This is a genomic window from Achromobacter sp. 01N37, from assembly GCF_056399725.1.
The window spans coordinates 104,703-131,251 of record NZ_JBFTRX010000009.1 but is presented as its reverse complement, the minus strand read 5'-3'; the positions used below and the strand labels follow the sequence as shown (position 1 = coordinate 131,251).

Here is a 26,549-nt window from a genome sequence, read left to right as displayed (position 1 = left end):
GTGAAGATCCTGTTGCTGGGCAAGGCGGGGCAGATTGGCCGGGAATTGCGGCGCACCTTGCCCGCCCTGGGGGAGTTCGTGTCTCTGGGACGCGAAGATGTTGATTTGTGCAATCAGCAAGCCCTTCGCAACGCGATGTCGGCCCACCAGCCTGATGTCATCGTCAACGCGGCGGGCTACACCGCCGTTGATCTGGCGGAATCGCATCGGGGAACTGCCGATTTGGTCAATGCCCAGGCCGTCGCCACGCTGGCCCGCTACGCCAAAGACGCGAGCGCCCTGCTGGTTCACTATTCCACCGACTATGTGTTCGACGGCGCCAGCACTGCGGCTTATACCGAGACCGACACGCCATCGCCCCTAAATGTGTATGGCGTCACCAAGCTTGCCGGGGAAGCCGCCATCGCGGCCAGCACATGCGATGCGCTGATTTTGCGCTGCAGCTGGGTCTATGCGATGCACGGTCAGAATTTCCCGAACACGATCTTGCGCCTCGCGCGCGAGCGCGACAGGCTGGAGGTCGTTGCGGATCAAATCGGCACACCCACATCTGCGGCACTCATCGCGGCCATCACCCAGCGCGCCATCGAAGGGCGTCGCCGAAATGTGCTGGCAAGTGGCATCTATCACCTGGCGGCAAGCGGCGCGACAAGCTGGCACGCTTACGCACAGTACCTGGTTGCGGGCGCAGCCGCACGCGGGATGCCGTTACGGCTGTCACCCGACAGCATCCGCGCCGTCACGTCGGCAGACTACCGTGCCGCAGCAACCCGCCCTCATAATTCCCGGCTGAACACCTCCCTGCTTACCGGCGCGCTAGGCCTGCAATTACCGGACTGGACGCAAGGGGTTGACGGCTTGTTGGATCAACTTTCAGAACGAGCAAAATGCGGCGCACACAACCCATGACACGCAAAGGCATCGTCCTGGCAGGCGGTTCCGGCGCCCGCCTGCATCCGGCTACGCTCGCGATCAGCAAACAATTGCTGCCCGTCTTCGACAAGCCAATGATCTACTACCCGCTCACCACCCTAATGCTGGCAGGCGTGCGCGATATTTTGATCATCTCCACCCCGCAGGACACCCCTCGTTTTCAGCAACTGCTGCAAGATGGGTCGCAATGGGGTTTGAACCTGCAATATGCCGTCCAGCCGTCGCCTGAGGGCCTGGCCCAGGCTTTTCTGATCGGTGCCTCTTTCATTGGCCAAGGGCCTTGCGCGCTGGTATTGGGCGACAACATTTTCTATGGCCACGAACTGCCCAAACTGCTGCAACGCGCCAATGCGCGAACGGAAGGCGCAACCGTATTCACCTACCATGTCCAGGACCCGCAACGCTATGGCGTGGCCGAGTTCAACCAGGATGGCAAGGTACTGTCCATTGAAGAAAAACCTGCCCAGCCGCGTTCCAACTACGCCGTGACCGGCCTATATTTCTACGACAACCATGTGATCGATATCGCCCGCAGCATCCGGCCATCCGCGCGCGGCGAGCTCGAAATCACCGACGTGAACCAGCGCTACCTTGAACAGGGCTCGCTCGCCGTGGAAATCATGGGCCGCGGCTTCGCCTGGCTGGATACGGGCACGCACGAATCGTTGCTGGAAGCCAGCCAGTTCATTGCGACCCTTGAGCACCGCCAAGGGTTGAAAGTGGCATGCCCGGAAGAAATCGCCTATCGGCAGCAATGGATTACCGCCGAGGCGCTGGCGAGGCTAGCTGCGCCGTTATCGAAAAGCGGCTACGGCGAATACCTGAATCGCGTCCTCAAGGACAAGGTGGTGTTCTGATGAAAGCCTTCCCGCAAGCGCTGCCAGAGGTCTTGCTACTGGAACCCCGTGTGTTCAGCGACGAACGTGGTTTTTTCTTCGAGAGCTTCAATGAGCGAGCGTTCGAAGCCGCCACGGGGTTGCAGCGCCACTTCGTGCAGGACAATCACTCACGTTCGATTCGAGGCGTACTGCGCGGCTTGCACTATCAGCTTGAACAGCCGCAGGGAAAACTCGTGCGTGTCTGCGTGGGAGAGATCTTTGATGTTGCGGTAGACGTGCGGCGCGGGTCGCCCACGTTCGGGCAATGGGCCGGCGCGTATCTTAGCGCCGAGAACAAGCGCCAGTTGTGGATACCCGAAGGGTACGCACACGGCTTTCTGACGTTGTCGGAATCTGCCGAAGTGCTATACCGGGCCACGAACTACTATGCTCCGGAATTTGAACGCTGCATCCGCTGGGATGACCCCGATCTGGCTATCGCGTGGCCCGGCAGCGAAACGCCGCTGCTGTCCCAAAAGGACCGCCACGGCGTATCGCTGAAAAATGCCCAACTGGGCTGATCAATTCACCCCAGCCGCATGCGCCTGTTCATCCGCATGGTACGAAGACCGCACCATCGCCCCCACCGCCGCATGCGAGAACCCCATCGCATACGCCTCACGTTCAAACATCGCGAACGTATCCGGGTGCACATACCGCAGCACCGGTAAATGATGCTCCGACGGCTGCAGATACTGACCGATCGTCAGCATATCCACGTTGTGTTCGCGCATATCCCGCATCACTTGCAGGATTTCCTCATCCGTTTCACCCAGGCCCAGCATCAGCCCTGACTTGGTGGCGACTTCAGGATGCAGCTTCTTGAACTCGGCCAGCAGCTTCAGGGAGTGCATGTAGTCCGAACCCGGGCGTGCCTGCTTGTACAGACGCGGCACGGTTTCCAGGTTGTGGTTCATGACGTCCGGGGGGCCGGCGTTCAGGATGGTCAGTGCGCGGTCCAGGCGGCCGCGGAAGTCGGGTACCAGGACTTCAATACGGGTCGTGGGCGACAGTTCGCGGATGTGCGTGATGCAGTCCACGAAGTGGCCGGCGCCGCCGTCGCGCAGGTCGTCGCGGTCAACCGAGGTGATGACCACATACGACAGCTTCAGCGCGGCGATAGTGCGCGCGAGATTCTCGGGTTCTTTGGTGTCCAGCGGGTCGGGGCGGCCATGGCCCACATCACAGAACGGGCAACGGCGGGTGCACTTGTCGCCCATGATCATGAACGTGGCAGTGCCCTTGCCGAAGCATTCGCCGATGTTCGGGCAGGACGCTTCTTCGCACACCGTGTGCAGGTTGTGCTCGCGCAGGATGCGCTTGATGTCGTAGAAGCGCGAGCCGGGCGCGGCGGCCTTCACGCGAATCCACTCAGGCTTCTTCAGGCGCTCGGCCGGAACGATCTTGATGGGGATGCGTGCCGTCTTGGCCTGCGATTTCTGTTTTTGCGTCGGATCGTAGACGGCTTCCGCGGGAGCGGCCGCAGCGGCGGATTCGTTCGAGGGGACAGGAGACTCGGCGAGCGTGGACATTGGGCACCTTCAAAACCGGTGCGCAGAGCGGCCCGGTCTGAGACAAAAAAGGCATTTTACCCTTCACCGCCCGAGTACGTCCGAAGGCGTGGGGCGTGGGGTCCGGAGCTCGGAGCTCGGAGCTTGGGGCTTGGAGCTTGGGGCTTGGGGCTTGGGGCGTGGGGCCTGGGGTCCGGAGCTAGGGGCTAGGGGCGTAAGGCGATGCGCGACGGGCTAGGGGCTACGGGCGCTGGGCGCCCGACGTGCACCCAGCGTCGGCGTCCCCCGCAGGCTGGGTTATCGTCTTGCCTGACCAATCCGCTGAAATCCCCCCTCTTGTCCGATCTGATGTCTCTTCTCCCCCCGCCCCGCCTCGTCGCCCTGATCGCCCCCCGCCTGGATACCGGCCCCATGAGCCGGGCCATTCAGGCCTGTGCGGAACGGTTGGCGCCCGAGGGCTATTTCCTGGCGGCGGGCCCCTGGCACGACCCCGCCACGCTGCCGCAGCTGGCCGCCTTGCAACCGGCCGCCGCACTCGTCATGGGTCCGCTGGACGAGCCGGCCTTGCGCGCCGGACTGGCTGCGCTGGAAATACCGGTGGTGGAAACCTGGAACGCCTCGGCGCATCCGCTGGACACCGCGGTTGTCATCGACAACGAAGAGGCGGGCCGGGCCGCTGCGCGCCATCTGGCCGAAAAGCGGCACGCCATGGTGGCTTGCATCAGCGCTGACAATCCGTGGGAACGCGCGCGGCGCCAGGGTTTCATCAGCGCGGCGGCCGGGCTGGGGCTGGATCGGGTGGCGGATATCGTGCAGCCCGAAGTGCTGCAGATGAATGACGGCCGCATGGCCTTCTTGCGCTTGCTGGCCACCAACACGATCTTCGACGCGGTGTTTTGCACGTCGGACCTGCTGGCCGCGGCCGCGGTGTCAGAGGCGCACAACCGCGACTTGCACGTGCCGCAAGACCTGGCGGTGTTGGGGTTTACGGACGACGGCAGCGCGGCGCAATGGGCGCAGGGGCTGACGACGCTGGGTGTGGATGCCGCCGAGCTAGGCCGGCGTGCGGCGCAAGTGCTGCTGGACCGCCTGCAGGGCGAACTGGCGCCCGGCCAGCATCAAACGCTGGATATCACGTTTGAGACGCGGCTAAGCACGTAATTGAACGCGGCTGAGCGCCTAATCTGATACGCGGCTAAGCGCGTGAGCGCCCACCCCCTCACACCCGCCCGCCCCCTCACACCTCATACAAGGCCGGAAAGCCGCAATCCTGCAGCATCCTATTCGCCTCGTTCAAAAACGCCGGCGTTGACGTTTCCGGGACTCGAACCAGCCACTGCACGGCTTCTTCCTTCTTGCCGCGCAGCAGCAACAGCCGCCCCAGATGGAACATGCCGCGGAAGTCGCCGCCTTCGGCACAGCGCTGGTAGCAGTCGAACGCGCGTTGCATGTCTTGCTCGACCACGTCGCCCGCTTCGTAGAAGCGTCCGACCACGCCAATGGACTTCACGTGGCCCATCTGCGCGGCCTGCTGGTACAGCGCCAGCGCGGCGGCCTTGTTCTGCGTGACGCCGCCCCGGCCGCTGCGCAGCATGTGCGCGTAGTTGTACATGCCCCAGTCCAGGCCGCGGTCGGCAGCCAAGCGGAACCAGTAGGCGGCGACGGTATCGTCGGCGGGCACGCCCCAGCCGTTTTCGTAACAACGGCCCACCATGTTGATGGCCATCGCGTGGTCTTTATTGGCGGCGCGCTTGAACCAAGCCAGGCCTTCCGCGGGCTGGCGGTCAACGCCCACGCCGTCGAGCAGCATCTGACCATAAATGGTTTGCGCCTCGACCAGCCCGAGCTCGGCCGCAGCATGTATCCAAGCGGCGTAGTCTTCAGCCGGCCCCTCGCGCAAGCGGGCCAGCTGTTCGGGCGAGGTCGCGGCGACGTCCGCCGCGCTATACGTTTTCATATTGATTCCCTCTGCGGCGCCAGGCATCCGCCAGATTCCGGGCCAGCGCATCGCCCACGTCGGTGGGCGTGCGCGTGACGCCACAGGCCGCCATATCGACGGTGCGCAGCCCTTCGTAACCACAGGGGTTGATGCCCAGAAAAGGCGTCAGATCCATCTGCACGTTCAGCGACACGCCGTGATAGGCGCGGCCGTTGCGGATCTTGATGCCCAGCGCGGCGATTTTCGCCAGCTCGCCACGGTGAGGATTCGAGGCGGGGTCCGAGGTGGGGTCCGAGGTGGGGTCCGAGGTGGGGTCCAAGGTGGGGTCCAAGGAGGGGTCCAAGGAGGGGTCCAACGCGGCGTTCAACGGGCGATCCACGGCAGGGTCCGGCACATACACGCCCGGCGCGCCGGGCTTGCGGCAAGCGCCCGCCACGCCATGCTGGGTCAAGGTGTCGATGACCGCGTCCTCCAGCAGCGTGACGTATTCCTTCACATACATATCCGCGCGCCGCAGGTCGAACAGCGCGTACGCCATCACTTGCCCGGGGCCGTGATACGTCACCTGGCCGCCGCGGTCGCAATGAACGATGGGAATATTGCCGGGGTTGAGCACATGCTGCGGCAAGCCAGCCTGGCCCAGCGTGTAGACCGGCGCGTGCTCGCACAGCCAGATTTCATCAGGCGTATCGGCGCCACGCTGGTTGGTGTAGGCCTGCATGTCCTGCCAGACCGGCAGGTAGTCCGCCGGCCGAGCGAGCCACTTGATCACGGCAATTCCGATTACAGAACGATGGACACCATCGGATGGCCGTGCAGGGCCTTGTACAGGTTGTCCAGCTGCTCGCGCGAAGTGGCGCGCACGATGAACGTCAGGCCCATGTAGTTGCCACCCTTGCTGGGGCGCATCTCGACGGTCGCGGCGTCAAAGCCGGGGTCGAATTGCAGCACGACGTCAGTCAGCGTCTGCGCAAACTCGGGATGCTGCTTGCCCATGACCTTGATGGGAAAGTCGCTGGGATATTCGATAAGCGATTCTTCGGGCGGAATATGCATGAGATTTACCTAGGGAAGTGGTTGCCCCTGAACGTTCTTATATGGGGGCAAGCTGCGCTCAGGCAAGTGCCGCCGGAACGACGGGCGGCGGTGATACCAGCCGCCCGGTGACTCGAACAACGGCGTCGCCTTGGCAGCGTCGCTTATCGGTTGCTGAGGGGTTACAGCGCCGCAATCCGGGCATCATAACCCGCTCGCAATTGCTGAAAAACAGGGCCGGGCTTGCCGGAACCGACCGGTTTGCCGTCCAGCGAAAAAATCGCCAGCACTTCCTTGGTGGCTGACGACAGCATCAGCTCGTCGGCGGATTCCACCTCTGCCTGCGTGATGCGGCGCGCCTCGAACGGGATGCCGGCCTCGGCGGCCAGCTCGCCCATCAAGCCGTAGCGGATGCCTTCCAGGATCAGGTTGTTCTTGGGCGGCGCCAGCAGCTTGCCACCGGACACGACCCAGATATTGGTCGACGAACCTTCAGTCAGATAGCCATCGCGGAACTGCACGACTTCGTCGGCATCGGCATCCACCGCCTGCTGCTTGGCCAGCACATTGCCCAGCAGCGACACGGATTTGATCTCGCAGTGCAGCCAGCGTTCATCGGGAATGCTGATGGCGGCAAGACCTTGCGTGCGCTGCTCGGCAGAGGGCGGCGACCATGCCGAAATCATGCCGAACACGGTGGGCGTGACCGGCGTCGCCGGGAACTGGTGGTCGCGTTTGGCCACGCCACGCGTCACTTGCAGGTACACGATGCAGGTGTCGAGATTCGTGCGGGCCAGCAACTGCTCGATCAGGTTGATCCAGCCCTCGCGGTCAAACGGCTGCGCGATCCGCAACGCGGCCAGGCTGCGGTCCAGGCGGTTCAAGTGTTCGGCCATGCGGAACGCATTGCCTTGGTACACGGGCACGACTTCGTAAATGCCATCGCCGAAAATGAAGCCGCGGTCGAGGACGGATACTTTGGCCTCGTCTACACGCAGGAACTCACCATTGAGATACACCTGGCTTTCGCCCGGTACGCCCGGAATCATGAGGCACTCCTGAATTTTCAAAAGTAAGGGACGAACCGCCCGGTCCGCCCCAGAATGGAAAACGGGCGTTTCGCGCACGAAACGCCCGTTGCTAGCTTACACCTGCGGCGGCGCGCGTGGCGCGCTCCGCTTACTGGAACCAGCGCTTGACGGTGTCGACCATGCGGCCGAAGAAGCCGGCGCGTTCGACGGCGTCTTGCACCACCAGCGGTTCGGTGCGCAGCACCTTGCCATCCAGCGTGAATTGCAGCGTGCCCACTTGCTGGCCCTTGGCCAGCGGCGCGATCAGCGGGTCAGTGCGCTGCGCCACCGGCTTCAAGTCGCCAGCCTTGCCACGCGGCACCGCAATCGACACCGGCTTCGGCGGACCCAGCTTGACGTTTTCAGCGGTGCCTTCCCAGACGCGTGCGTCGATACCCGGCTGGCTCTTGTCGAACAGCTTCACGGTGTCGAAGTTCTGGAAGCTCCAGTTCAAAAGCTTCAGGCTTTCTTCGGCGCGCGTGGCTTCGCTGTCGGTGCCCACGACAACGACCAGGATGCGGCGGTCGCCGCGCACGGCGGTCGACACCAGGCAGTAGCCGGCCGAATCGGTGTGACCCGTCTTCATGCCGTCAACGGACGGGTCAGCCCACAGCAAGCGGTTGCGGTTGGGCTGCGTGATCTTGTTGTACGTGTAGCTCTTCTGCTTGTAGTAGTGGAAGAAGTCCGGGTGATCGGTGATCAGGTGCGACGACAGCGTGGCCAGATCGCGCGTGGACGTCATGTGCTGCGGGTCCGGCAGGCCGGTCGCGTTCATGAAGTGCGTGTTCTTCATACCCAGGCGTTCGGCTTCCTGGTTCATCAGCGAGGCGAAGGCGGATTCGCTGCCGCCGACGGCTTCGGCCAACGCCACGGACGCGTCGTTACCCGATTGCACGATCATGCCCTGGTTGAGCTCATCTACCGTGACGGGCTTGCGCGGTTCGATGAACATGCGCGAGCCGCCGGTGCGCCAGGCGTGTTCGGACACCGGAACGGTCTGCTCCAGCGTCAGGCGCTTTTCTTCCAGCGCGTTGAACACGACGTAGGCCGTCATGATCTTGGTCAGCGAGGCCGGCTCAACCTTCATGTCGGGGTTGGACGCGGCCAGCGTCTGACCGCTGTTCACGTCGATGACGATCCACGCCTTGGCTGCGATGGTGGGCGCCGGCACCGCCGACACATCACCCACCGGCACCGCCCCCGAGGCCGTCGGCGCGGGCGCCGTGGCGCCTGCGGCGGCCGGAGCGGCTGCGGGCGCCGTTTGCGCCCAGACCGGCATGGAAGCCGCGAGCATCGCTGACAGCACCGCGCCAGACAACAGGCGGCGGGCAAACACAGCGGGGGATTGAGCGGAGTAAGGCAAATTCTTCATCGGCAACGTGGGTCCAGGAAAGACGCCCGCCGGCGCGGGGCTAATGGCTGACAATTATAGGCAGGCCATTGGACCGCCCCGGCCCGCCGGGGGTTCCTGCCGCATTTAAATCATGCAACCTGATGCAACCTGCGGCCTGGCCGCAACGCGGGTTCAGTCCAGCGCGACCTTCAGGCGGGCTTGCACCAGCTGGCGCAGCACCAGCAGCTTGCCGTGGAAAAAGTGGGATGCGCCCGGCACCACCACCACCGGAATCGAACGCGGACGCGCCCAGTCCATGGCTTCGGACAGCGGCACGACTTCGTCTTCTTCGCCGTGCACCATCAGCGTATCGTCAGGAACCTGCACCTCGTGCGACTGGAAACGGTTCACCGCCGGACCCATCAGCATCAGCGCGGACGGCAACACGGCATCGCCCGCCTCGGCCAGCGCCGCGTAGGTTTGCGCTGCGACCGCGGTACCGAACGAAAAGCCCGCCAGCACCCACGGGGCCGCAGCCAGTTCCGGATGCAGCTCGCGCATTTGCGCGACCACCGCCAGCATGTCCTGCGTTTCGCCTACCGATTTATCGAACTCGCCTTCCGACTGGCCGACGCCACGAAAGTTGGGGCGCACCGCCACCAGGCCATGCTGCACGCAAGCGCGCGACAGCGTGGTGACGACCTTGTTTTCGCGCGCGCCGCCTTGCAGCGGATGCGGATGCAAGACCAGGGCCCAGCCTCGCGGTGTGCCGGCAGGCCAGTCGACAGCGCAATCAATGCGGCCGGCGGCCCCGGTAAAGGCGTGGGTATCAGTACGAGCGGAGGACATGGCAGGACTCAACGTGCAAAAAAGGAAATCGAAATTAATTGGCGGACCGCGGGGCGGCGGAGGATTTGGCGGGAGTATCGAACGCCGGCTCGTATGAAGGCCCGGGCCGGGGGCCGAATCCGCGTCGAGATGTGGATTCCGGTGCGCCTTGCACCACCCCGGCCAGCCATTGCGCCAGCTGATCGGCGGCCTCATCCGTGGCTTGCCGCAGCGCTGCAACGCCGCCGGCCGCGTCTTGCGTGGGCGCGGGCGCCTGCACCTGGATGCGCTTCTGGTCAACAACCGCACGGCCGTTGAGCAGCACCGCCTGCAACACGACGCGGCCTTCGCTGGACTGGCCGTCTTCGGCAAACACCTGTTCGAACTGCATCAACGACAGCTGCAACTGCGGCATCTGAAGGTTGACGCGATCAGCCAGTACCGGCCCCTGGCGCGACAGACGGTCGGTGATGCGCTGGCGCACCAGCTCCGTCGGCGACGAGGCCCAGCGGACCGTCGCGTACGCCTTGGGCGCGGCGCTGTCGCCCACGCGCCAGATCATGCTGGTGTCCGACAGAGCGGGCGCGGCTTGCAGGCTCATGGCGATTGGCGCGCGTGCGGGCAACGCAGGCACAGGCTTGGCGTCCAACCCCAGGTCGAACACCGAGGGCGGCGCGTTAACGCGGCCAATGCTGCAGCCCGCCAGGGCCGAGGTCATTGTCAGGGTCAAGATCAGTACGGCGCGGCGCATCTTCATTTGGGCTGTCTCCCGAAACCGGCAAATCCGGCTTCGCCGGGTCCGGGCGCAACGGGCGCCGGGCCGAACAAGAACGATTGCGGCGTGCTGTCCACACGGCGCAGGGTGTTGGTGGCGCCACGCGCGGCTGCGCTGACGTTGGCGGCCATGTTGGTGACGGCGGGCAGGGTCTCGCCATCGAGCCGGGCCGCGGCCAGCGCGATGTCGTTCAAGCTGCGCGTGGCCACCGACAAGGGGCCATCAGGCGCATTCAACCGCGCCAGCGCTTGCCGCGACTGCTGCGCCAGGTCAGCGATTTCGCGCGCGGCGCGATCGGCCTGGCGCGACGTGCTGCCCAGCGAATCCACCAAAGGCCCAAGCTTGGCCAGCGTGGGCCCCAGATTGCGGCTGGCCTCGCGCAGCGACTGCGAGATGTCAGTCGCGTTTTGCAGAGTGGCCGTCAGCGCCTGCACGTTCTGCTCGCTCAACACGCGGCGCAATTGTTCGGTGGCTTCTTCCACGTTAGATATCAGCTTGCCGCCGCGTTGCTCGATACGGTCCAGAAAGCCCGGGCGCAGCGGAATGGCGGCCGGGTGCTCGGCCGACGACGCCAGCCGCTTGAGCGACGAGCCATCATCGCGCAGTTCCACGTTGGCCATGCCGGTCACGCCCTGCACGCCAAGTTCCGCCCACGTCGATTCGGTGATCGGCGTATTGGGCGCCACGCCGATGCGGATGCGCACCTGGCCCGGCTTGTCGGGGTTCAGCGCCAGCGACTGCACCTTGCCAACGGGCACGCCTTGATAGCGCACGGCCGACTGCGGGTTCAGCCCGCTGACCGCCGTGGCCGAGATGATTTCGTACGGTTGCAGCTTGGTCCGGTCCCGTCCGATCCAGACGGCCACCAACGCGGCGGCGGCCAGCAAGACCAGCGTGAAGATACCGGCCATGAGCGCATGACTACGGTTTTCCATGATGCAATCCCTTCGGCGCCAGATCCCCAAGCGCGCGCAAACCGCGTTCGCCCAGGAAGAATGTGTGAATGAACGGGTGGTCGACCTTCAATACTTCCGGCACCGTGTCGCACACGATCACCCGCTTGTCCGCCAGCACGGCAACACGCGTGGCCAACGCCAGCAGCGTGTCCAGATCGTGCGTCACCATGACGACGGTAAATCCCAACTGCCGGTGCAGGCTGCGCACCAGGTCCACGAATTCATCCGAGCGCAGCGGGTCCAGACCGGCCGTGGGCTCGTCCAAAAACACCAGTTCCGGGTCCAGCGACAGCGCGCGCGCCAGCGCCACGCGCTTGACCATGCCGCCAGACAAGTCCGACGGCCGCTTGTCGGCATCTTTCGCCGTCAGCCCCACCATGGCCAGCCGGCACATGACAACGTCGCACACCAAATCTTCAGGCACCGTGCGCAATTCGCGCAGCGGCAAGGCCACATTGTCGAACACCGACAGCGCCGAGAACAGCGCCCCCGCCTGAAACAGCATGCCCCAGCGGTACGACAGGCGCCGGCGTTCACTGGGCGACAGGTCAAACAGCGAATGCCCCAGCACCTTCACCATGCCGGCCGCGGGCCGGTCCAGGCCGATGATCTGGCGCAGCAGCACCGTCTTGCCCGTGCCCGATCCGCCCACTAGCACCAGGATTTCTCCGGGGAAGACGGTCAGGTCCAGATTGTCGTGAACCACGTGGTCGCCGAACGCCGTGCGCAGTCCACGCACCGAAATCACGGGTTCAACCGTGACGCTATCTTCATTAAACAGGCGGTTCTGGGCGGCGTTGCTCATCAAATGCCCACCGAGCTGAAGATGATGGCGTACAGCGCGTCCAGCAGGATCACGCCGGTAATCGAGGTCACGACCGACGTGGTGGTTCCGCGCCCCAGGCTTTCGGTATTGGGCTGAATGCGCAAGCCGAAGTGGCACGCGATCAGCGCAATCAGGATGCCGAAGGTCACGCCCTTCAGGATGCCGATCCAGTAATTGGTCAGTGAAATGGCGTCGGGCAGCGACGTCAAGAACCATTGCGCGGACACGCCCAGCTGCATCTGCGCGGCCAGCATGCCGCCCAGGATGGCCATGGCGTCCGTCCACAACACCAGCAGCGGCATGGTGACGGCAAGCGCCACCACGCGCGGCAGAATCAGCCGTTGCCCGTGCGAAATGCCCATGACGAGCATGGCGTCCAATTCCTGCGTGACCCGCATCACGCCGATCTGCGCAGTGATGGCCGAGCCGGACCGCCCCGCCACCAGAATGGCGGCCAGAACCGGGCCCAGTTCGCGCACGATGGACACGCCCAGCAGCCGCACGATGAAGCGGTCAGCGCCAATCATCTGTAGTTGCTGCGCGGAAAGATAAGACAGCACCACGCCAATCAGAAAGCCCACCAGCGCCGTGATGCCTAGCGCCTGCGCGCCGGTGCGGTACACCTGCGCGGAAATCTCGCGCCACGGCCCCAGACGCGGACGGCGCAGCATGCCGCCAAAGTCCAGAATCAGCTGGCCCAGCATGATGAGCAGCGCGCGCCCGTTTTCGGCGGCCTGCAAGATGGCGCGGCCCAACGCGCGGACCCAGCCGAAGGATTCTGCCTTCGGCGGGGCCGCCTGCATCTCGCCCTTGTTCAGGGCCAGCGCGTTGAACACGTCTTGCTGGCCGGCCGACCAACGCACGCGCTCGGGCAGCTTTTCGCCCCAGGCTTGCCAGATCAGCAAGGCGCCGATGGTGTCCAGCCGGCTGATGCCGTGCAAGTCCCAGCGCGCGCCATCCTGGGCAGCGCGGGCCATCGCCGTGCGGCGGCGTTCGACTTCGCCGGCCTCGGCCAGGGCCAGAACGCTCCAGTCGCCCGCCACATGGCAGACGTTCCCGTCCTGACGGAACGGGGCGGCGGCGGACGCGCGTGAAGCGGAATGCGGCATGAAGGCGGGACACCGATGCAAAATGTATCGCCAATGATAAACGCTTGAGGGCCGAAAGACCGCGAGGTCTGGCCGCGTGCCCTACAATCGCCGCCATGCCCGATCACGTCCGCCCTATCGACCTGCCCGCGCCGGAAACCCTGGCCCGGGAGCTAGGTTCCCGCCTGCCTGCCTTCCAAGACATCGCCTGGACCCGCAGCACCGGCTCGACCAACGCCGACCTGCTGGCCCGTGCCCGCTCGGGCGCCACGGCCGGCAAACCCTGGCTGCTGGGCACCCATCTTCAAGAAACCGGCCGCGGACGCGCCGGCCGCCCCTGGCAGAACAGAGAGGGGTCGACGTTGATGTTTTCGTGCGCGTTTGACGTGCATCTGCCCGCCGTGCAACTGCCCGCGCTGTCGCCCTTGGCGGGCGTGGCCGCCTGCGAGGCGCTGCGCGCCGTCGCCGGCCCGCAAGCGGCGGGCCTGTGCATGAAATGGCCCAACGACGTGCAATGGCACGACGCCAAGCTGGCGGGCGTGCTGGTCGAGACGACCCGCAACCCCGGCGGCCGCGAGGCCGGCTACACCGTCGTCATCGGCATGGGCGTGAACCTGACCGACGCCGCCGAGCTGTCCCGCTCGCTGGGCCGCGACGTGGCTGACTGGCAGCAGGTGCAAGCGCTATCCGACCGCCAAACCACCGCTGCCGACTTGATCTGCGCCAGCGCCACCGCCTGGCATGACGCCGTTCAAACACTGGAACGCGAGGGGTTCGCCGCATTCCGACACCGCTTTGATCAGGTGGACGCGCTGGCGGGCCGCCTGGTCAACGTGCTGGAAAAAGGCGATATCCTACTGAGCGGCCCCGCCTGTGGCGTGGACGAACAAGGCCGCCTGCTGGTGCAAACGCCCGAGGGCGCCACACCGATCTCGGTCGGTGAAATTTCGATTCGACGCCAAGCATGATTATTCTTATCGACTCCGGCAACAGCCGTCTCAAGGTGGGTTGGCTGGACGCCAGCAACCCCGACATGCCGCGCGAACCGGCGGCAGTCGCCTTCGACGGACTGGATCTGGATGCGCTGGATGGCTGGCTGACCGCCCTGCCGCGCCGCCCCTTGCGCGCGCTAGGTGTGAACGTGGCGGGCGAAGCCCGTGGCACGGCCATCGCCGCCATTCTGCAAAAACATGGTTGCGCCGTCACCTGGTCGCCGTCGCAGGCGACAACGCTGGGGCTGGTCAACAGCTACCGCGTGCCGACGCAACTGGGCGCCGACCGCTGGGCCTCGCTGCTGGGCGTGCTGTCGCGCCTGCCCGGCGCGCACCCGCCCTTCGTCCTGGCCAGTTTCGGCACCGCGACCACCATCGACACCGTCGGCCCCGACAACGTGTTCGCGGGCGGCCTGATCCTGCCGGGCCCCGCGATGATGCGCAACGCGCTGGCCCACGGCACCGCCAACCTGCCGATCGCCAACGGCCAGGTCGTGGCCTACCCCGTAGACACGCACGAGGCCATTGCCTCGGGCATTGCCGCGGCCCAGGCGGGCGCAGTGGTGCGCCAATGGCTGGCCGGCCGCCAACGCTACGGCCAAACGCCGCAGATCTATGCGGCGGGCGGCGGATGGCCCGAAGTGCATCAGGAAATTGAACGCTTGCTGGCAGACGCCGGCGGCGCATTCGGCGCCGCGCCCGTGCCGGTCTACCTGGATCACCCCGTCCTGGACGGCCTGGCCGCCGTCGCGCGCGCCACCCTGGACGCCAACCCCTGAGCAAGGCCCGCCATGCGAGTGCTCTTCATCCTGATCCTGCTGGCAAATTTATGGGTGCTGGCCCTGGGCCAAGGCTGGATCGGCGTACGCCCGGAAGATGAAGGCCGGGATACGCGGCGGTTCAGTCAGGAATTGAACCCGGATGCGGTGAAGCTGGTGCCGCGGGCGGCGCCTTAGCCGAGTGCCCGGGCGCCGCGCTTGCGGCCCCTTGCCCTTGCCGTCTTGAGCAGCCCATCCCGCACGACTGGCACGGTGATCAGCCTAACCAGGGAGCCAGCGCGTCCATCGTCCGACGGGTCGCACCGGCATGCAATTCAAACCACGCACGCGCCGCGCGGCTCGCGCGTTCGCGACTGACCTCATCCCGCGACCAGGCCAGCGCAGCATCCACGGCCTGCGCTGGATCGGGTTCCCGCAACGCTGCGCCCGCCGCAATCGCGTCGTCAGCCGCTTGCAGGAAATTAAACGTGTGCGGCCCCACGATGACGGGCACTCCCGCCGCACACGCTTCGATCAGATTCTGGCCGCCCAGCGGCGCAAAGCTGCCTGCCACGATGGCCACGTCTGACGCCGCGTAGTAGAAGGCCATCTCCCCCAGCGTGTCGCCAAGCAGCACCGACGTTTGCGCCTCGGGTTCGCTGCCGCTGCTACGCCGGACAAACGGCAATTGCGCGTCGCTCAGCTGTTGAGCCGCCTCGTCAAAACGTTGCGGGTGGCGCGGAATCAGCACGAACAGCGGGGCGCCCGGCTGGCCGCTACGGCGTTTAATGGCCTCGATGAAGAGCGCGTCCTCGCCCTCGCGCGTGCTGGCGATCGCGATCACCTGGCGGCCCAGATGGGTGCGCCATGCCTTACCCGCCTGGACCTGCGCCGCGGGCAACATCAAGTCGAATTTCAGGTTTCCGGTGACGATGGGCTCGGGCGCGCCCGCCTGCTTCAGGCGCCCCGCGTCTTCGGCGGTCTGCGCCAACACCAGATCCAGCCCGGCCAGCGCTTCGCGCATCACGCTGCCCATGCGCCCCGCCTGCCGCAATGACGACGCGGAATAGCGGGCGCTGACCAGCGCCATGGGAACTTGTGCGCGGCGAGCGGCGGCCAACAGGTTCGGCCAGATCTCGCGTTCGATGAGCAAGCCGCAGCGCGGTGCGTGACTCCGCATGAAGCGACGAGTTGCGCCAGGAAAATCGTAAGGCAGCCAGACCTGACGCAACTGTCCACTGGAAATGACGTCGGCAAACAGGCGCTGACCTTCGGCGCGTCCGGTCGCCGTCATGTGGGTCAGCAGCACCGGCAGACCACGGTCTAGCAGAGCCTGCAGCAACGGCTGTGCGGCGCGCGTCTCGCCCAGACTGACGGCATGCACCCAGACCGGCGCCGTCCAGGCGAATCCGGAGGAAGCGTCGGAAGGAGTCGGATCAGACGGATAACCGAAGCGTTCTCGGGAAAAAACTTCCCATTTTCCACCCGCACGTTTGGCCCGGCGCGCCATCCAAATCCAGAGCAACGGCGCCAACGCCCGTAATGCCAGCGTGTAGACGCCGCGGTTCATGTCACTGGGCCGCCAGTGCCTGTTCGACAGAGGCCATGACCGCCTCGCGCGATGGCGAGGCGCCTCGATCGCCCAGGCTGGCGGTGTAGTTCGAGCCCACCAGTGGGGTGCGGACCGGCGTGGAGGCGCGGTAGATGCCGATGGTCGGGCGGCCCAAGGCGGCCGACAGGTGAGTCAGGCCACTGTCCAGGCCCACCATCAGACGCGAGCCGGCAAGCAATCGAGCGACAGAGGTCAGATCCATGCGGGGCATCACCTCGGCCCCATCCATGCCAGCTACAAGCAAAGCGGCACGCTCGGCTTCGGAATCATTGCCCGCCAATAGCTTCAGCGTGCAGCCAGCCTCGCGCAGGCGACGGAACACCGCGCGCCAATCCTCCTCGGGCCAAAGCTTGTCGTCGCGGCTGGCCGACGGCATGATCACTGCGTAGCCGCGGTCGGCGTCCACGTGGTGCAGGCGCGGCATCTCGGTAGCGTTCAGTCCGCCGCTGCCGACTTCCAGGACAGGTTCAGCCGCCTGCCCGGCTTGGCGCACAAAGTTCTGCAAGCCGAAATCCGGCAGGCCAGCATGCTGGTAGCCAAAGGTCAGTCCAGCCAGCTTGCGCTGACGAATCACGGCCGGCTGCCAAAACTCCACGCGATGGCGCACGTTATAGAACAGCGAAGCCAGCGGCTCGCGCGCCGAGCGCCAGTCCAGACCGTGCCGCACGCCGCGCGCCTGGCGCACCAGCCACGCAGACTTCAGCAATGCCTGCATGTCCAGCACGATGTCGTACTGCGTGGAACGCAAGCGCGCTTTCAGCGCCTTGCGTTCGGCACGCACCTGCGACGACCACCAGGATTTACGCCAGCGGCGATGCGCGACCTTGATGATTTCGTTGACGGCCGGGTGCCAGGAAGGAATCTCTGCGAATGCTTCCTCGACGATCCAGTCGATCTGTGCGTCAGGGACGTGCCGAGCTATGTCGGTGATAGCCGGCAACATATGGACGAGGTCGCCCAGAGAGGACGTGCGAACGATGAGAATGCGGGTGGGCATCAAAACACGAGAATGATCGGTTCAAAGAACTAGTTCGCGAATTTACACCACATCCAGCATCGGGGGGGTTCAGGTCAATCGCGGCCCAAGTTCCCCAAGCCCGAAGAAGTTTGATCAACTCTTTAAGAAGGGGACATACGAAGGCTCACCAAGAGGCGCGGCGATTCCAGGGTATTTCTTGCTATCGTTACGCTTTACATGCGCAGATATCGCCGCCATCCACGTTGGCACCTCGCCGGGCAAACCCTGATCCCGAAAATTCTCAGGCTTGACGAACAGATCGCCTTTTATTGATACCGTATGAAAATTCTCACTGTATTCGGCACCCGCCCCGAAGCCATCAAAATGGCCCCCCTCGTCCAGGCGCTGGCGAGCAATCCCGCAATCGAATCCAAGGTCTGCGTTACCGCCCAACACCGCGAGATGCTGGATCAGGTATTGGCGCTGTTCGAAATCAAGCCGGATTATGACCTTAACGTCATGCGGCCTGGCCAGGATATGACGGCAGTTACCACCAGTATTCTTTCCGGCATGCAAGACGTGTTGACAGAGTTTCGACCCAATTACGTCCTGGTGCACGGGGATACCGCCACCACGTTTGCCTCGTCACTGGCCGCCTACTACCAGAAGATTCCGGTAGGCCATGTAGAAGCAGGGCTGCGCACGGGCGATCTGTATTCACCGTGGCCGGAAGAAGCGAACCGCAAGCTGACTGGCGCATTAGCGCAATTGCACTTCGCCCCAACCGACACTTCCAAAGCCAATCTGTTGAACGAAGGCGTACCTACTGCCAATATCATTGTCACAGGCAATACCGTTATTGATGCGCTGCTGGTCATCAAGAAGAAGATTGAAACCGATGACGCACTGCGTGCTCACCTGGAATCCAGCTTCCCGTATTTGAACGCGGATCGCCGCGTCATCTTGATCACCGGGCACCGGCGTGAGAGCTTTGGCGCTGGATTCGAACGTATTTGCGCGAGCATAGCCGCGGCCGCCGCAGAATTTCCTGACGAAGATTTCGTTTACCCAGTGCACTTGAATCCCAATGTGCGTGAACCGGTGAATCGTCTGTTAAGCCACCTCAAGAACGTGTTTCTCGTCGAACCGCTGGATTATCTGCCCTTTGTCTATCTAATGACTCGGTCGCACATCATCCTGACGGACTCTGGCGGCATTCAGGAAGAAGCGCCGTCCCTGGGCAAACCCGTGCTAGTGATGCGCGACACGACAGAACGCCCGGAAGCCGTTGAAGCGGGCACGGTGCGGCTGGTGGGCACGGACGAGTCGATGATTACGGGCCAGCTTCGCCTCCTGCTTTCGGACGTCTCGGAGTATCAGAAGATGAGCTTCTCGCATAACCCCTATGGCGACGGGCACGCGAGCGAGCGGATCGTGCAATCCTTGCTAGACCGCCAGTAAAGAAATCGGCAAGGCTGGCGGTCAGAGATTCCGACCGCCAGCCTTTCATGATCCCGCCTTGGAGGAAATCAATCGGACAATATGACCGACTTGATGACCTCTGCCCAACGGCGCTCCCAGGCATCCTTGGAGAATGCTTCTGCGGTATTCAATCCATTCGTGGCCAGTTTCCCGGCCAGTAGCCGATCGGAAATAAGGGTCTCCGCGGCTTGCACGAGATCCCAGACGTTCGGACGAATCAACAACCCGTTGTAGCCATTGACAATCAGGTTGGGCAAGCCCCCGACATTGGTGGAAATCACGGCATTGTTCGTAGCCAACGCTTCGATGCAAGACAGCGACGTTCCTTCCGACTCTGAAGTGGGTACGAGCACCACATGGCTGTCTTCATACGCCAGGTGCATGTCCTCCATATCGTGCTCGATCCACGTCACCCGGCCCGGATGACGGGCGATGAAGTTATTGGTCGCCGTCACGTCGTCACCAACCGCCTGCCCGCAGAAGATGAGGCGGATATTGTCATGGCGATCAAACAGGGCATCGAATGCGTCGATGGTCAGATACAAGCCCCGCGGTTCATACAAACGCCGCGGATAAAGGAAACACAGCGGTTCCGCATTGAAATCCTTTTTGTAGGGCTTGAACTGTTTGAGATCCACATAATTAGGCACGTACGACAGCGAATTGGCAAGCTGCCAATCATAAGTCCGCATCCAATTGATGAAATTGGTATCCACACACACGCAGCTGTCGCTGTTCTTGACTGCATCCAAAATCAGATTGTAGCGTGAACGATCATAATGATCGACGCGGTTATTTTTTCCATCCCAGTGAATTCCGTGATTAATAGATAGCACTTTCTTGCTATTGGGAAGGCGACAAGCCAACTCCGCAGGTGACGCAATAAGCGCATCGCTATCGCGGCAGTACGATGCGTATGCGATCGACAGATATTCAAGGTCAAGTTGCGAAGTCGCCCCGATTCCAAGCACCGGTATGCCCTTGAACATACGTTCGAAGGGCTTATGGGAATTCTGCAGGATGCGAACTTCGCAGCCCAATTCTTTCAGCAATACTGCAAGATCGTATACATAGCGCTCTGCACCGCCCTTGAACACCACCTCACCGTTCCAGTCATAGAAATTGACGTTAACGATGTCAACCTTTGGACGATCCCGGCCAGGGGAAGCGACCTGCGCGGAAGCGCGAGAAGCCACGAACTCTCGCAGTGGACGATGCAATTCGCTCCATTCGTGCGATGCTGCCAATTGGGCAGAAGCTGGCGTGAAAGACTGCCTCCAGGCGCCGGTGGCGATTGCGTCGACGAACTGCTTGCCCGACGCCACCATGATGGCGTCCTCATAGTTGCGCATTGTCCGCGTCGGCGTACCGATAACCGGCTTGCCCGCGGCGAGATACTCGAATAGCTTGAGCGGCGAAACCGAGTCCGTCTTCACATTGACATGGAATGGGACGATCCCGACGTCAATCCACGCCAGATAATGCTTAAGCTCCGAATAGTTCTTCGGCCCCAGATGAATGAATCTACTACCAGCATCGCGAGCGAGACGCGTCATCCGCCGCTTCACCTCATCCAGGTTTTCCGGCTCAAATGCCGCAACAGGGCCCACAAATAGAAGCACCACTTCCGGCAACGCGGCAATGGCATCAATGAGGTCGAAATCAATCAGCTCGGAAATCACGCCGTGATAACCGACCACCGTTTTCGTCAAATCGATGAGCGAATCACCGGGCAGCTTACATAATTCGCGCACGCCATGCGAAAAATGGCTAGCGTAAACCCCATTTTCGTAAAGGATGCCGTTCGAAGTATGGTCTTTATTATTGTCCAACAGCTTCTTCGCCGAAAACAGCGAAATATCTGCTTTGTCGAGTAACACTTCGTGGTCCAGCCGCATGGTGTCGGACGGATTCGCGAAAACAGTCAAGTCATCCAGCACATCATAGATCACCAGTGCATTCGAACAGAGTTGTGAAAAATGAAGAAAACCCGGCCAATGCAAATACAACACGAACGATTTTTTATGCAACAAGGCAAAGAAATCGCCGGCCATATTGGACACATAATGGCCTTCGCTGCGCCGCCTCAAAACCGGCGGCCCTACATTAAATTCAAGCTGGATGCAAAGATATCCATCCTTCTCAAACTCGGCCATGATGTGGTCAGGCCGCTGCTTGAGGTCTAGGTCATAGGCAACCGGGCATAGGACGATTCCCTTGCGATTCGGGTGCCGAGCCAGCAACGACAGAATCTCTCGACGATTTTGCCGTGAATAATGCTGAATATAGTTCTGAAAATACTCAGCTTGAGCGCGCGTGTGAGCTTTATACGCAGGATACGCCTCGTCGGCTTCGCCAACTGGCTGCCTTTGGGCAACAGCGGTCGTTTTGGAAATTGCCGCGTGACGCGCTTCCTGGCGCTGTTTGACAAGCCGGATCAGCTTTTGCAAGCGCCACCAAGCTGCCTGTAGTCGCCAACCACCCCGCATGGTCAGAATCCTGCGCTTGACCCTTTGCATCGGCGACAAACGCGAAAAGGCCATCGCGGCAAGCTCGCGGTGCGCTTTTTGCAACTGGTATTCAAGCTGGGACACTTCGCCACGCGCGTGCTGCAGAGCTGCCCGCAACTCCACATCGGTCCGACTGTCTGCGTTCTCGGCAGACGTTGCCGGACTGGTTGCCGGCTTCTGGTCATTGTTGCTCAATTGGATACCGCTCGTGATAGTTAAACTTAAACGGGATGAACACCGGGCTAAGGTCAGAAGCCGCAACACGTGCGCGCAACTGGCTCATTCAAAGGTGAAAATTGTACCTTGTTACGCTACGATGACACTCGCGTAAATGAGGGAACGAACCCGTGCACGGAAAGGTCTCCCGCCTCTGGAATAAGAGGAACGAGCATGCGCAACGCCGGGGAACACCTTAGGCCGCTGCCTACGGCGTCCTCCGGCTCCCGCGAAGGAAGCAGTTAATTATCGTATCCGTTGGGATTTCCCAACTGCCAATTCCAGCCATCTCGACACATATCCTCAATGGACCGCTCGGCCTTCCACTGCAGATCGGTGCTGGCGGCAGTCACGTCCGCCCAGGCCTCTGCGATATCGCCATCACGCCGCGGATGGACGGCGTAGGGAATACTTACGCCATTTACCGTCTCGAAAGCCTTGATCAGCTGCAATACAGACGTACCCCGTCCCGTGCCAAGATTGAACGCACGGAAGCCTTCGCCGCGTCCTTCGGTCAACCAATCGATCGCCTTCACGTGCCCGCACGCCAGATCTGAGACGTGAATGTAGTCACGGACGCCGGTGCCATCGACCGTATCGTAATCAACGCCAAAAACCGGCAACGCTGGCAAACTTCGGATGGCTGCTCTCGTGATGTAAGGAAACAGGTTATTGGGGATACCGTGCGGATAATCTCCTAGCCTCCCACTTTCATGCGCCCCGATTGGATTGAAGTAACGCAAGGCGACCACCGAAAATTGGGGCTCCGATTTGCAAATATCCTGGAGAACCTGCTCGACGATGGCCTTGGTAAAACCATAGGGGTTGGACGGCCCGATTTCGTGATCTTCAGAATAAGGCAATTCGCCAACGGGGCGATAAACCGTGGCCGATGAACTGAAAACCATGCGCTTGACTTTTGCGGCTTGCATCGCAGAAAGTAAACTCAACGTACCCGACACATTCACGTCGTAATATCGCAGAGGCAGGCTGACCGACTCACCCACGGATTTTAACGCAGCCAGGTGTAGCACACAGGAAACCGGCTCGCCCCGGGCAGCGGCGTCTAGAAAAAGCGCCTCTAGCAACTCACCATCTCTGACGTCACCTTCTACGCAACGGATTTTCACCCCCGTTATTTCCTCGACGCGATTCAAGGCTTGGGGGCTGCTGTTCGAGAAATTGTCGAGCACCAGCACCTTGTAGCCTGCCTCAAGCAGGCATACCAAGGTATGAACGCCAATGAACCCAGCGCCGCCCGTTACGAAAACTGTAGTCTGCATACGTGCTAATTAATTCCACATTCCTGATGCTTCACGCGCCCGCAAACCGGCGTGCACGGCGTTTGAAGAATCGATATCCCCGCAGAGGTGACTCCAGAACCTTCTCAATGCCTCTATCCACACGGACTGCGCCCGAGACCAGCTTCCAGAAAATAACAATCGGATAGTAATTGAACATCCGAGCGATCTTTACGCCTTTCTGCACACGCGGCCCAAATGATTCAGCAATAATTCCACTGTTGATCCAATCGCTGCCGAAGTATTTGTCGGCAACGCTGAATATCTCACGCAACGCCTTGAGGCGGCTGTAACCATTTAGTGTCTTCACCTTCGTAATCCAGGCCGCACAATGCCTGGCCACGTACCACATCAGGTGGTCCCGGTTGGCCTCGAATTCGCCCTTCTTTCTATAGAAAGCCAGCATATCCTCAAGCACAGGCACGATATTGAGGATGCGCTTGTCCGTCTGCTTCATCGATTGCGTGGGTCGGGTGATGTCGTAGTTGTAGAGCTCCTTGTCCACGTAGTAAATTTTCTTGGCGACCAGATAACTCTTCGGAACGAAGTTAGCGTCCGCGAATATTACTCCCGCAAGCAGCCTCACATCAGGATCCGCGAATATCGAGCGATGATAGATGCGACCGCAAGGCGTCGCCCAGTTTCTATAGAGCTGGTCGCGGTCTGTGCCAATCAGCTCACGTTCGCCTTCAAACGGCAAGGGCTTGAAGGGCGCGGTACGGCCGGTGTAGCAGTAAAGCAGGTTACCAATCAGCAGATCAGCACCGATGCTTTGCGCCTTGTGGTACATGAACTCAGACGTATCCGCATCAAGGAAGTCGTCACCGTCCACGATCATGATGTACTCACCCGTGGCACGCTCGATACCGAAATTGCAGGCAGCCCCGTGACCGCCATTCGGCTTCATGAACGACTTGAAGCGATCCGGCCGGCGCTCAACGTACTCGTCAATAATAAGTTGGCTGTCGTCCGTGCCGCCATCGTTCACGACCAAGACCTCAATACCCTCCAGAGTCTGGTTCTCAAGCGAACTCAAGCATCGTTCGATATAAAACTCCAGGTTATATACCGGAACGACAATGCTTATCTTGGGAGTCATTTCAATGCGCCGCCCTTGAATTCTTTCTCGTATACGTCCAATGCGCGTTCGATAATGTTGTTCATGTCGTAATAGCGATACTCCGCCAATCGGCCAACGAGCATCAACTGAGGAAACTGACGCGTCAGTTCCAGATACTTGTCATAAAGAGCCGCGTTACTGTCCTTAGGAATAGGATAGTAAGGAATACTCTGCGCGGGAATATTCCTGTCATACGACTGGGGATACTCCTTCATGATGGTGGTCTTGGCGGGTGAGTCCGCCATCAGGTGCTTGTACTCGGTAATGCGGGTGTACAGCTCAGTGTTCGGGTAATTGACCGTCGCACACGGTTGGTACAGATCCATATCGTGCGACTCCAAGTCAAAGCGCAGGGAACGATACGGCAGCTCTCCAAACTTGAAGTTGAAAAGCTCGTCGATCGGTCCGGTATAGATGAGACCGCCTTCGAGAGGAGCCCCCAAGTAAAGCACCCTGCCAGTCCTTTCATCAAAAGACAGCACGTCCTTTGCCTTGACGCCCAGGCGCACCTCAATCAATGGGTTGCCCAGCATCCGCTCGAACATCTTCGTGTAGCCCTCCTTGGGAAGAGCTTGATGCTGTTCCTGGAAATATCGATCGTCGTAGGATATGTGGACCGGGACACGAGCAGTAATGGTTTCAAAGTCCAGATTCTCGGGTTTATCACCCCACTGCTTCGTCGTGTAATTCAAATAGACGTTTTCAAAGACGTATTCCCCAAACTCGCGAATGCGCGCATCCGCATGATTGCGCAGTACCGAGACAGACACTTTCACATCCATTCCGAATTCGGCGATCAACATCGCTTTGAGCTGCTCGGCGCTGTCTGGAAGCAGACGCTCGATCGATGTCAAATTGAAGGGCACCGGAATTAGTTGATCCTGAACATTGGCCAAGACACGGTGCTGATAGGGATGCCAGTCAGTGAATTGAGAAATGTAGCTCAGAACACGCGGGCTATTGGTACGGAACAGGTGAGGGCCATACTTGTGAACCAGTACGCCATTTTCATCGTAATAGTCGTACATATTACCGGCGATATGGTCCCGCTGCTCGATCAGCAGTACGCGCTTGCCGTTCTGCGATGCGAGGCGTTCGGCCAAAATCGTGCCGGCGAATCCGGCTCCGACAATAATAAAGTCGTAGTTATCCATGATCTTAACCTTTCAAAATCTCTCTGATCGCGCCATCCATACGGGGCGCAATGGCATCGATGGAGTATTGCTCATAAACGCTGATATCTGGGTTTACCTTGCCATCCAGATAACGCTTCATCACGTATGCAATACGATCCACTCGTAGATCGGCCGTCAGATTGCCGCTCCGGTTCATGATATCCGCAGTAGGCCCCACCGGCATGGTGATCGCCGCGATTGGCTTCTTCGCACCCATGTAATCAGCGAGCTTCCCCGGGAAAAATGGGTTGGCTTTGATACCATCCTCATTTTCCGAAAACATACCATCAATAAGCAATAGCGCATTGGCTCTTTGCATCAGCTGCAGGCTTTCGAAATAGGAAACTGCGGATTCAAACCTTACGTGTTCGCGGTACCTCATCCGCTGGTGCTCATCCACATCATTGGGATACGGCGAACCGCCGTAAAAGCGTACCTCAAATTTATTCTTATACGCGGGATAGATCTCCACGAGCCGATCCACCGCTTGCATAACTGGGGTAGCGGTACGTTTTACATGGTATAGCGTACCCAGGTGTGCAAAGACGAACTTGTCGAAGCCTTCAACGGGCTGCCCTTCATACATTGCCGGATCATAGCAATGCGGTATCACGACTGCCTTGTGCGCATACTGCGCGAAATCGCCAGAGAACATCAATTCTCGTTGATATTCGTTGTTCAAGATGATCAGATCCGCATTACGCAGCGTCTCCTGTTCGATCAAGGTATCTTCCGACACCAGGGGATATCCCCGCATGTGTGCGATATAGGGGTTCCGGGCGAATAAATCGCCAAAGTAGGCGACCCATGGCAATGACGTGTTCTTCTCTTTGATGCGACCCGCTGCCTCGTGAGAGATGAGCTCGTTGGAATGCGAAATGATGAAGTCAAACTGGCGGCCGGAACCCTCGAAAATTCGTACGACTTCGTCAACGAATTTCTTGCGCACCGGCGCTGTCCTGGGGTTATTGTGATCCAGCTTGATCTCAACCCTTTCGAAGTCCGCTTTCCCTGCAGTGCGCAACAGGCGAGCATCTCGGTGATCACGCGCCACCTGCGCGACCAGATAAGACACGTCCGTGTTCTTTATCCGTTTGTAGAAGTCGGTATCCGCCGATCCTACGTAGGGGGCGAAGAACCAGGACACGGCAAAGCCGTTGAGCTTTTTCATAGAATTCGTCGGGCGATAAGCCCGACCATATTGATATGGACTGCCAAATTTAAGAAAGGTGCAGACGAGTCTTGGTCAACCG

General features: G+C 61.3%; 26 protein-coding genes. 8 read left to right on the top strand and 18 right to left on the bottom strand.

The genetic code is table 11. The features are described 5' to 3' along the window. Genes rfbD through rfbC form a run of 3 tightly spaced genes read left to right on the top strand, consistent with a single transcriptional unit; the run spans nt 1 to nt 2,332 of the window. Nucleotides 1–909, top strand: coding sequence for a dTDP-4-dehydrorhamnose reductase (gene rfbD / locus AC1DSJ_RS19675; protein ID WP_441371962.1), 909 nt, complete (start codon nt 1–3; stop codon nt 907–909). Beyond that, nucleotides 906–1,790, top strand: a complete 885-nt coding sequence (rfbA, locus tag AC1DSJ_RS19670; protein WP_054420763.1) for a glucose-1-phosphate thymidylyltransferase RfbA — start codon at nt 906–908, stop codon at nt 1,788–1,790. Before rfbD ends, rfbA begins: the two co-directional genes overlap by 4 nt. Next, nucleotides 1,790–2,332: a dTDP-4-dehydrorhamnose 3,5-epimerase gene (rfbC, locus tag AC1DSJ_RS19665; protein WP_175170354.1), complete on the top strand. Its 543-nt coding sequence runs from the start codon at nt 1,790–1,792 to the stop codon at nt 2,330–2,332. The genes rfbA and rfbC overlap by 1 nt, the downstream gene beginning before the upstream one ends. Here rfbC and lipA read toward each other — a convergent pair whose 3' ends face one another. Beyond that, nucleotides 2,333–3,343, bottom strand: coding sequence for a lipoyl synthase (gene lipA / locus AC1DSJ_RS19660; protein WP_342066395.1), 1,011 nt, complete (start codon nt 3,341–3,343; stop codon nt 2,333–2,335). 327 nt (nt 3,344–3,670) lie between these two features. Here lipA and AC1DSJ_RS19655 point away from each other — a divergent pair, with 327 nt between their 5' ends. Then, on the top strand, nt 3,671–4,483 hold the full coding sequence (locus tag AC1DSJ_RS19655; RefSeq protein WP_441371961.1) for a substrate-binding domain-containing protein: 813 nt from the start codon (nt 3,671–3,673) through the stop codon (nt 4,481–4,483). 76 nt (nt 4,484–4,559) lie between these two features. Here the strand turns inward: AC1DSJ_RS19655 and AC1DSJ_RS19650 are convergent, their stop codons facing one another. The 10 genes from AC1DSJ_RS19650 to AC1DSJ_RS19605 all read right to left on the bottom strand — a co-directional run bounded on the left by AC1DSJ_RS19650 (nt 4,560) and on the right by AC1DSJ_RS19605 (nt 13,193). Further along, entirely contained in the window at nt 4,560–5,279 is a 720-nt protein-coding gene (locus AC1DSJ_RS19650; RefSeq protein WP_441371960.1) for a tetratricopeptide repeat protein, read from the bottom strand. Then, on the bottom strand, nt 5,266–6,033 hold the full coding sequence (gene lipB, locus AC1DSJ_RS19645; protein ID WP_441371959.1) for a lipoyl(octanoyl) transferase LipB: 768 nt from the start codon (nt 6,031–6,033) through the stop codon (nt 5,266–5,268). The genes AC1DSJ_RS19650 and lipB overlap by 14 nt, the downstream gene beginning before the upstream one ends. A gap of 11 nt (nt 6,034–6,044) precedes the next feature. Beyond that, nucleotides 6,045–6,317 (bottom strand): YbeD family protein, encoded by a 273-nt coding sequence (locus tag AC1DSJ_RS19640; RefSeq protein ID WP_006216435.1) that lies wholly within the window; start codon nt 6,315–6,317, stop codon nt 6,045–6,047. A gap of 161 nt (nt 6,318–6,478) precedes the next feature. Further along, nucleotides 6,479–7,345 carry a D-amino acid aminotransferase gene (locus AC1DSJ_RS19635; protein ID WP_427946061.1) on the bottom strand — a complete coding sequence of 289 codons (867 nt, stop codon included), beginning with the start codon at nt 7,343–7,345 and terminating at the stop codon, nt 6,479–6,481. A 130-nt stretch (nt 7,346–7,475) separates the two neighbouring features. Further along, entirely contained in the window at nt 7,476–8,738 is a 1,263-nt protein-coding gene (locus tag AC1DSJ_RS19630; RefSeq protein WP_156336314.1) for a D-alanyl-D-alanine carboxypeptidase family protein, read from the bottom strand. Nucleotides 8,739–8,891: 153 nt separating this feature from the next. After that, complete coding sequence (locus tag AC1DSJ_RS19625) at nt 8,892–9,548, bottom strand: alpha/beta hydrolase (RefSeq protein ID WP_054420769.1); 657 nt, start codon at nt 9,546–9,548, stop codon at nt 8,892–8,894. 34 nt (nt 9,549–9,582) lie between these two features. Then, nucleotides 9,583–10,284 carry an ABC-type transport auxiliary lipoprotein family protein gene (locus AC1DSJ_RS19620; protein WP_441371958.1) on the bottom strand — a complete coding sequence of 234 codons (702 nt, stop codon included), beginning with the start codon at nt 10,282–10,284 and terminating at the stop codon, nt 9,583–9,585. Next, on the bottom strand, nt 10,281–11,237 hold the full coding sequence (locus tag AC1DSJ_RS19615; RefSeq protein ID WP_054420771.1) for an MlaD family protein: 957 nt from the start codon (nt 11,235–11,237) through the stop codon (nt 10,281–10,283). Before AC1DSJ_RS19615 ends, AC1DSJ_RS19620 begins: the two co-directional genes overlap by 4 nt. Further along, the gene (locus tag AC1DSJ_RS19610; protein ID WP_054420772.1) at nt 11,224–12,063 is read right to left on the bottom strand and encodes an ABC transporter ATP-binding protein; all 840 of its coding nucleotides are present in this window, start codon (nt 12,061–12,063) and stop codon (nt 11,224–11,226) included. Before AC1DSJ_RS19610 ends, AC1DSJ_RS19615 begins: the two co-directional genes overlap by 14 nt. Next, nucleotides 12,063–13,193 carry an MlaE family ABC transporter permease gene (locus tag AC1DSJ_RS19605; RefSeq protein WP_441371957.1) on the bottom strand — a complete coding sequence of 377 codons (1,131 nt, stop codon included), beginning with the start codon at nt 13,191–13,193 and terminating at the stop codon, nt 12,063–12,065. Before AC1DSJ_RS19605 ends, AC1DSJ_RS19610 begins: the two co-directional genes overlap by 1 nt. Before the next feature lie 95 nt (nt 13,194–13,288). On the opposite strand from AC1DSJ_RS19605, the gene AC1DSJ_RS19600 reads away from it, so the two are divergent. The 3 genes from AC1DSJ_RS19600 to AC1DSJ_RS19590 are packed head-to-tail and all read left to right on the top strand — an operon-like array spanning nt 13,289 to nt 15,120. Then, nucleotides 13,289–14,140, top strand: coding sequence for a biotin--[acetyl-CoA-carboxylase] ligase (locus AC1DSJ_RS19600; RefSeq protein WP_054420774.1), 852 nt, complete (start codon nt 13,289–13,291; stop codon nt 14,138–14,140). Next, complete coding sequence (locus tag AC1DSJ_RS19595) at nt 14,137–14,943, top strand: type III pantothenate kinase (RefSeq protein ID WP_054420775.1); 807 nt, start codon at nt 14,137–14,139, stop codon at nt 14,941–14,943. The genes AC1DSJ_RS19600 and AC1DSJ_RS19595 overlap by 4 nt, the downstream gene beginning before the upstream one ends. Nucleotides 14,944–14,955: 12 nt before the next feature. Then, nucleotides 14,956–15,120: a hypothetical protein gene (locus AC1DSJ_RS19590; protein WP_346552598.1), complete on the top strand. Its 165-nt coding sequence runs from the start codon at nt 14,956–14,958 to the stop codon at nt 15,118–15,120. Nucleotides 15,121–15,199: 79 nt separating this feature from the next. Here AC1DSJ_RS19590 and AC1DSJ_RS19585 read toward each other — a convergent pair whose 3' ends face one another. Next, nucleotides 15,200–16,492, bottom strand: coding sequence for a 3-deoxy-D-manno-octulosonic acid transferase (locus AC1DSJ_RS19585; RefSeq protein ID WP_441371956.1), 1,293 nt, complete (start codon nt 16,490–16,492; stop codon nt 15,200–15,202). Nucleotide 16,493: 1 nt separating this feature from the next. Next, the gene (gene waaC / locus AC1DSJ_RS19580; protein WP_054420777.1) at nt 16,494–17,531 is read right to left on the bottom strand and encodes a lipopolysaccharide heptosyltransferase I; all 1,038 of its coding nucleotides are present in this window, start codon (nt 17,529–17,531) and stop codon (nt 16,494–16,496) included. Nucleotides 17,532–17,831: 300 nt separating this feature from the next. Here waaC and wecB point away from each other — a divergent pair, with 300 nt between their 5' ends. Further along, nucleotides 17,832–18,953, top strand: a complete 1,122-nt coding sequence (gene wecB, locus AC1DSJ_RS19575) for a non-hydrolyzing UDP-N-acetylglucosamine 2-epimerase (RefSeq protein ID WP_441371955.1) — start codon at nt 17,832–17,834, stop codon at nt 18,951–18,953. Nucleotides 18,954–19,021: 68 nt separating this feature from the next. On the opposite strand, the gene AC1DSJ_RS19570 is transcribed toward wecB, so the two are convergent. The 5 genes from AC1DSJ_RS19570 to AC1DSJ_RS19550 all read right to left on the bottom strand — a co-directional run bounded on the left by AC1DSJ_RS19570 (nt 19,022) and on the right by AC1DSJ_RS19550 (nt 26,467). Then, complete coding sequence (locus AC1DSJ_RS19570) at nt 19,022–21,679, bottom strand: glycosyltransferase (RefSeq protein WP_441371954.1); 2,658 nt, start codon at nt 21,677–21,679, stop codon at nt 19,022–19,024. Between the two features lie 263 nt (nt 21,680–21,942). Next, the gene (gene galE, locus AC1DSJ_RS19565) at nt 21,943–22,983 is read right to left on the bottom strand and encodes a UDP-glucose 4-epimerase GalE (RefSeq protein ID WP_441371953.1); all 1,041 of its coding nucleotides are present in this window, start codon (nt 22,981–22,983) and stop codon (nt 21,943–21,945) included. Between the two features lie 31 nt (nt 22,984–23,014). Further along, nucleotides 23,015–24,100 carry a glycosyltransferase family A protein gene (locus tag AC1DSJ_RS19560; RefSeq protein WP_441371952.1) on the bottom strand — a complete coding sequence of 362 codons (1,086 nt, stop codon included), beginning with the start codon at nt 24,098–24,100 and terminating at the stop codon, nt 23,015–23,017. Then, on the bottom strand, nt 24,097–25,275 hold the full coding sequence (gene glf / locus AC1DSJ_RS19555) for a UDP-galactopyranose mutase (RefSeq protein ID WP_441371951.1): 1,179 nt from the start codon (nt 25,273–25,275) through the stop codon (nt 24,097–24,099). Before glf ends, AC1DSJ_RS19560 begins: the two co-directional genes overlap by 4 nt. A 4-nt stretch (nt 25,276–25,279) precedes the next feature. Continuing rightward, complete coding sequence (locus AC1DSJ_RS19550; RefSeq protein ID WP_441371950.1) at nt 25,280–26,467, bottom strand: glycosyltransferase family protein; 1,188 nt, start codon at nt 26,465–26,467, stop codon at nt 25,280–25,282. Between the last annotated feature and the right edge of the window lie 82 nt (nt 26,468–26,549).

Bases quoted from the DNA above. Each gene is read 5' to 3' on its own strand.
- rfbA (WP_054420763.1), top strand. From the start codon at position 906: ATGACACGCAAAGGCATCGTCCTGGCAGGCGGTTCCGGCGCCCGCCTG.
- rfbC (WP_175170354.1), top strand. From the start codon at position 1,790: ATGAAAGCCTTCCCGCAAGCGCTGCCAGAGGTCTTGCTACTGGAACCC.
- lipA (WP_342066395.1), bottom strand. From the start codon at position 3,343: ATGTCCACGCTCGCCGAGTCTCCTGTCCCCTCGAACGAATCCGCCGCT.
- AC1DSJ_RS19655 (WP_441371961.1), top strand. From the start codon at position 3,671: ATGTCTCTTCTCCCCCCGCCCCGCCTCGTCGCCCTGATCGCCCCCCGC.
- AC1DSJ_RS19650 (WP_441371960.1), bottom strand. From the start codon at position 5,279: ATGAAAACGTATAGCGCGGCGGACGTCGCCGCGACCTCGCCCGAACAG.
- AC1DSJ_RS19640 (WP_006216435.1), bottom strand. From the start codon at position 6,317: ATGCATATTCCGCCCGAAGAATCGCTTATCGAATATCCCAGCGACTTT.
- AC1DSJ_RS19635 (WP_427946061.1), bottom strand. From the start codon at position 7,345: ATGATTCCGGGCGTACCGGGCGAAAGCCAGGTGTATCTCAATGGTGAG.
- AC1DSJ_RS19630 (WP_156336314.1), bottom strand. From the start codon at position 8,738: ATGAAGAATTTGCCTTACTCCGCTCAATCCCCCGCTGTGTTTGCCCGC.
- AC1DSJ_RS19625 (WP_054420769.1), bottom strand. From the start codon at position 9,548: ATGTCCTCCGCTCGTACTGATACCCACGCCTTTACCGGGGCCGCCGGC.
- AC1DSJ_RS19620 (WP_441371958.1), bottom strand. From the start codon at position 10,284: ATGAAGATGCGCCGCGCCGTACTGATCTTGACCCTGACAATGACCTCG.
- AC1DSJ_RS19615 (WP_054420771.1), bottom strand. From the start codon at position 11,237: ATGGAAAACCGTAGTCATGCGCTCATGGCCGGTATCTTCACGCTGGTC.
- AC1DSJ_RS19610 (WP_054420772.1), bottom strand. From the start codon at position 12,063: ATGAGCAACGCCGCCCAGAACCGCCTGTTTAATGAAGATAGCGTCACG.
- AC1DSJ_RS19605 (WP_441371957.1), bottom strand. From the start codon at position 13,193: ATGCCGCATTCCGCTTCACGCGCGTCCGCCGCCGCCCCGTTCCGTCAG.
- AC1DSJ_RS19600 (WP_054420774.1), top strand. From the start codon at position 13,289: ATGCCCGATCACGTCCGCCCTATCGACCTGCCCGCGCCGGAAACCCTG.
- AC1DSJ_RS19595 (WP_054420775.1), top strand. From the start codon at position 14,137: ATGATTATTCTTATCGACTCCGGCAACAGCCGTCTCAAGGTGGGTTGG.
- AC1DSJ_RS19590 (WP_346552598.1), top strand. From the start codon at position 14,956: ATGCGAGTGCTCTTCATCCTGATCCTGCTGGCAAATTTATGGGTGCTG.
- AC1DSJ_RS19585 (WP_441371956.1), bottom strand. From the start codon at position 16,492: ATGAACCGCGGCGTCTACACGCTGGCATTACGGGCGTTGGCGCCGTTG.
- waaC (WP_054420777.1), bottom strand. From the start codon at position 17,531: ATGCCCACCCGCATTCTCATCGTTCGCACGTCCTCTCTGGGCGACCTC.
- wecB (WP_441371955.1), top strand. From the start codon at position 17,832: ATGAAAATTCTCACTGTATTCGGCACCCGCCCCGAAGCCATCAAAATG.
- galE (WP_441371953.1), bottom strand. From the start codon at position 22,983: ATGCAGACTACAGTTTTCGTAACGGGCGGCGCTGGGTTCATTGGCGTT.
- AC1DSJ_RS19560 (WP_441371952.1), bottom strand. From the start codon at position 24,100: ATGACTCCCAAGATAAGCATTGTCGTTCCGGTATATAACCTGGAGTTT.
- glf (WP_441371951.1), bottom strand. From the start codon at position 25,275: ATGGATAACTACGACTTTATTATTGTCGGAGCCGGATTCGCCGGCACG.
- AC1DSJ_RS19550 (WP_441371950.1), bottom strand. From the start codon at position 26,467: ATGAAAAAGCTCAACGGCTTTGCCGTGTCCTGGTTCTTCGCCCCCTAC.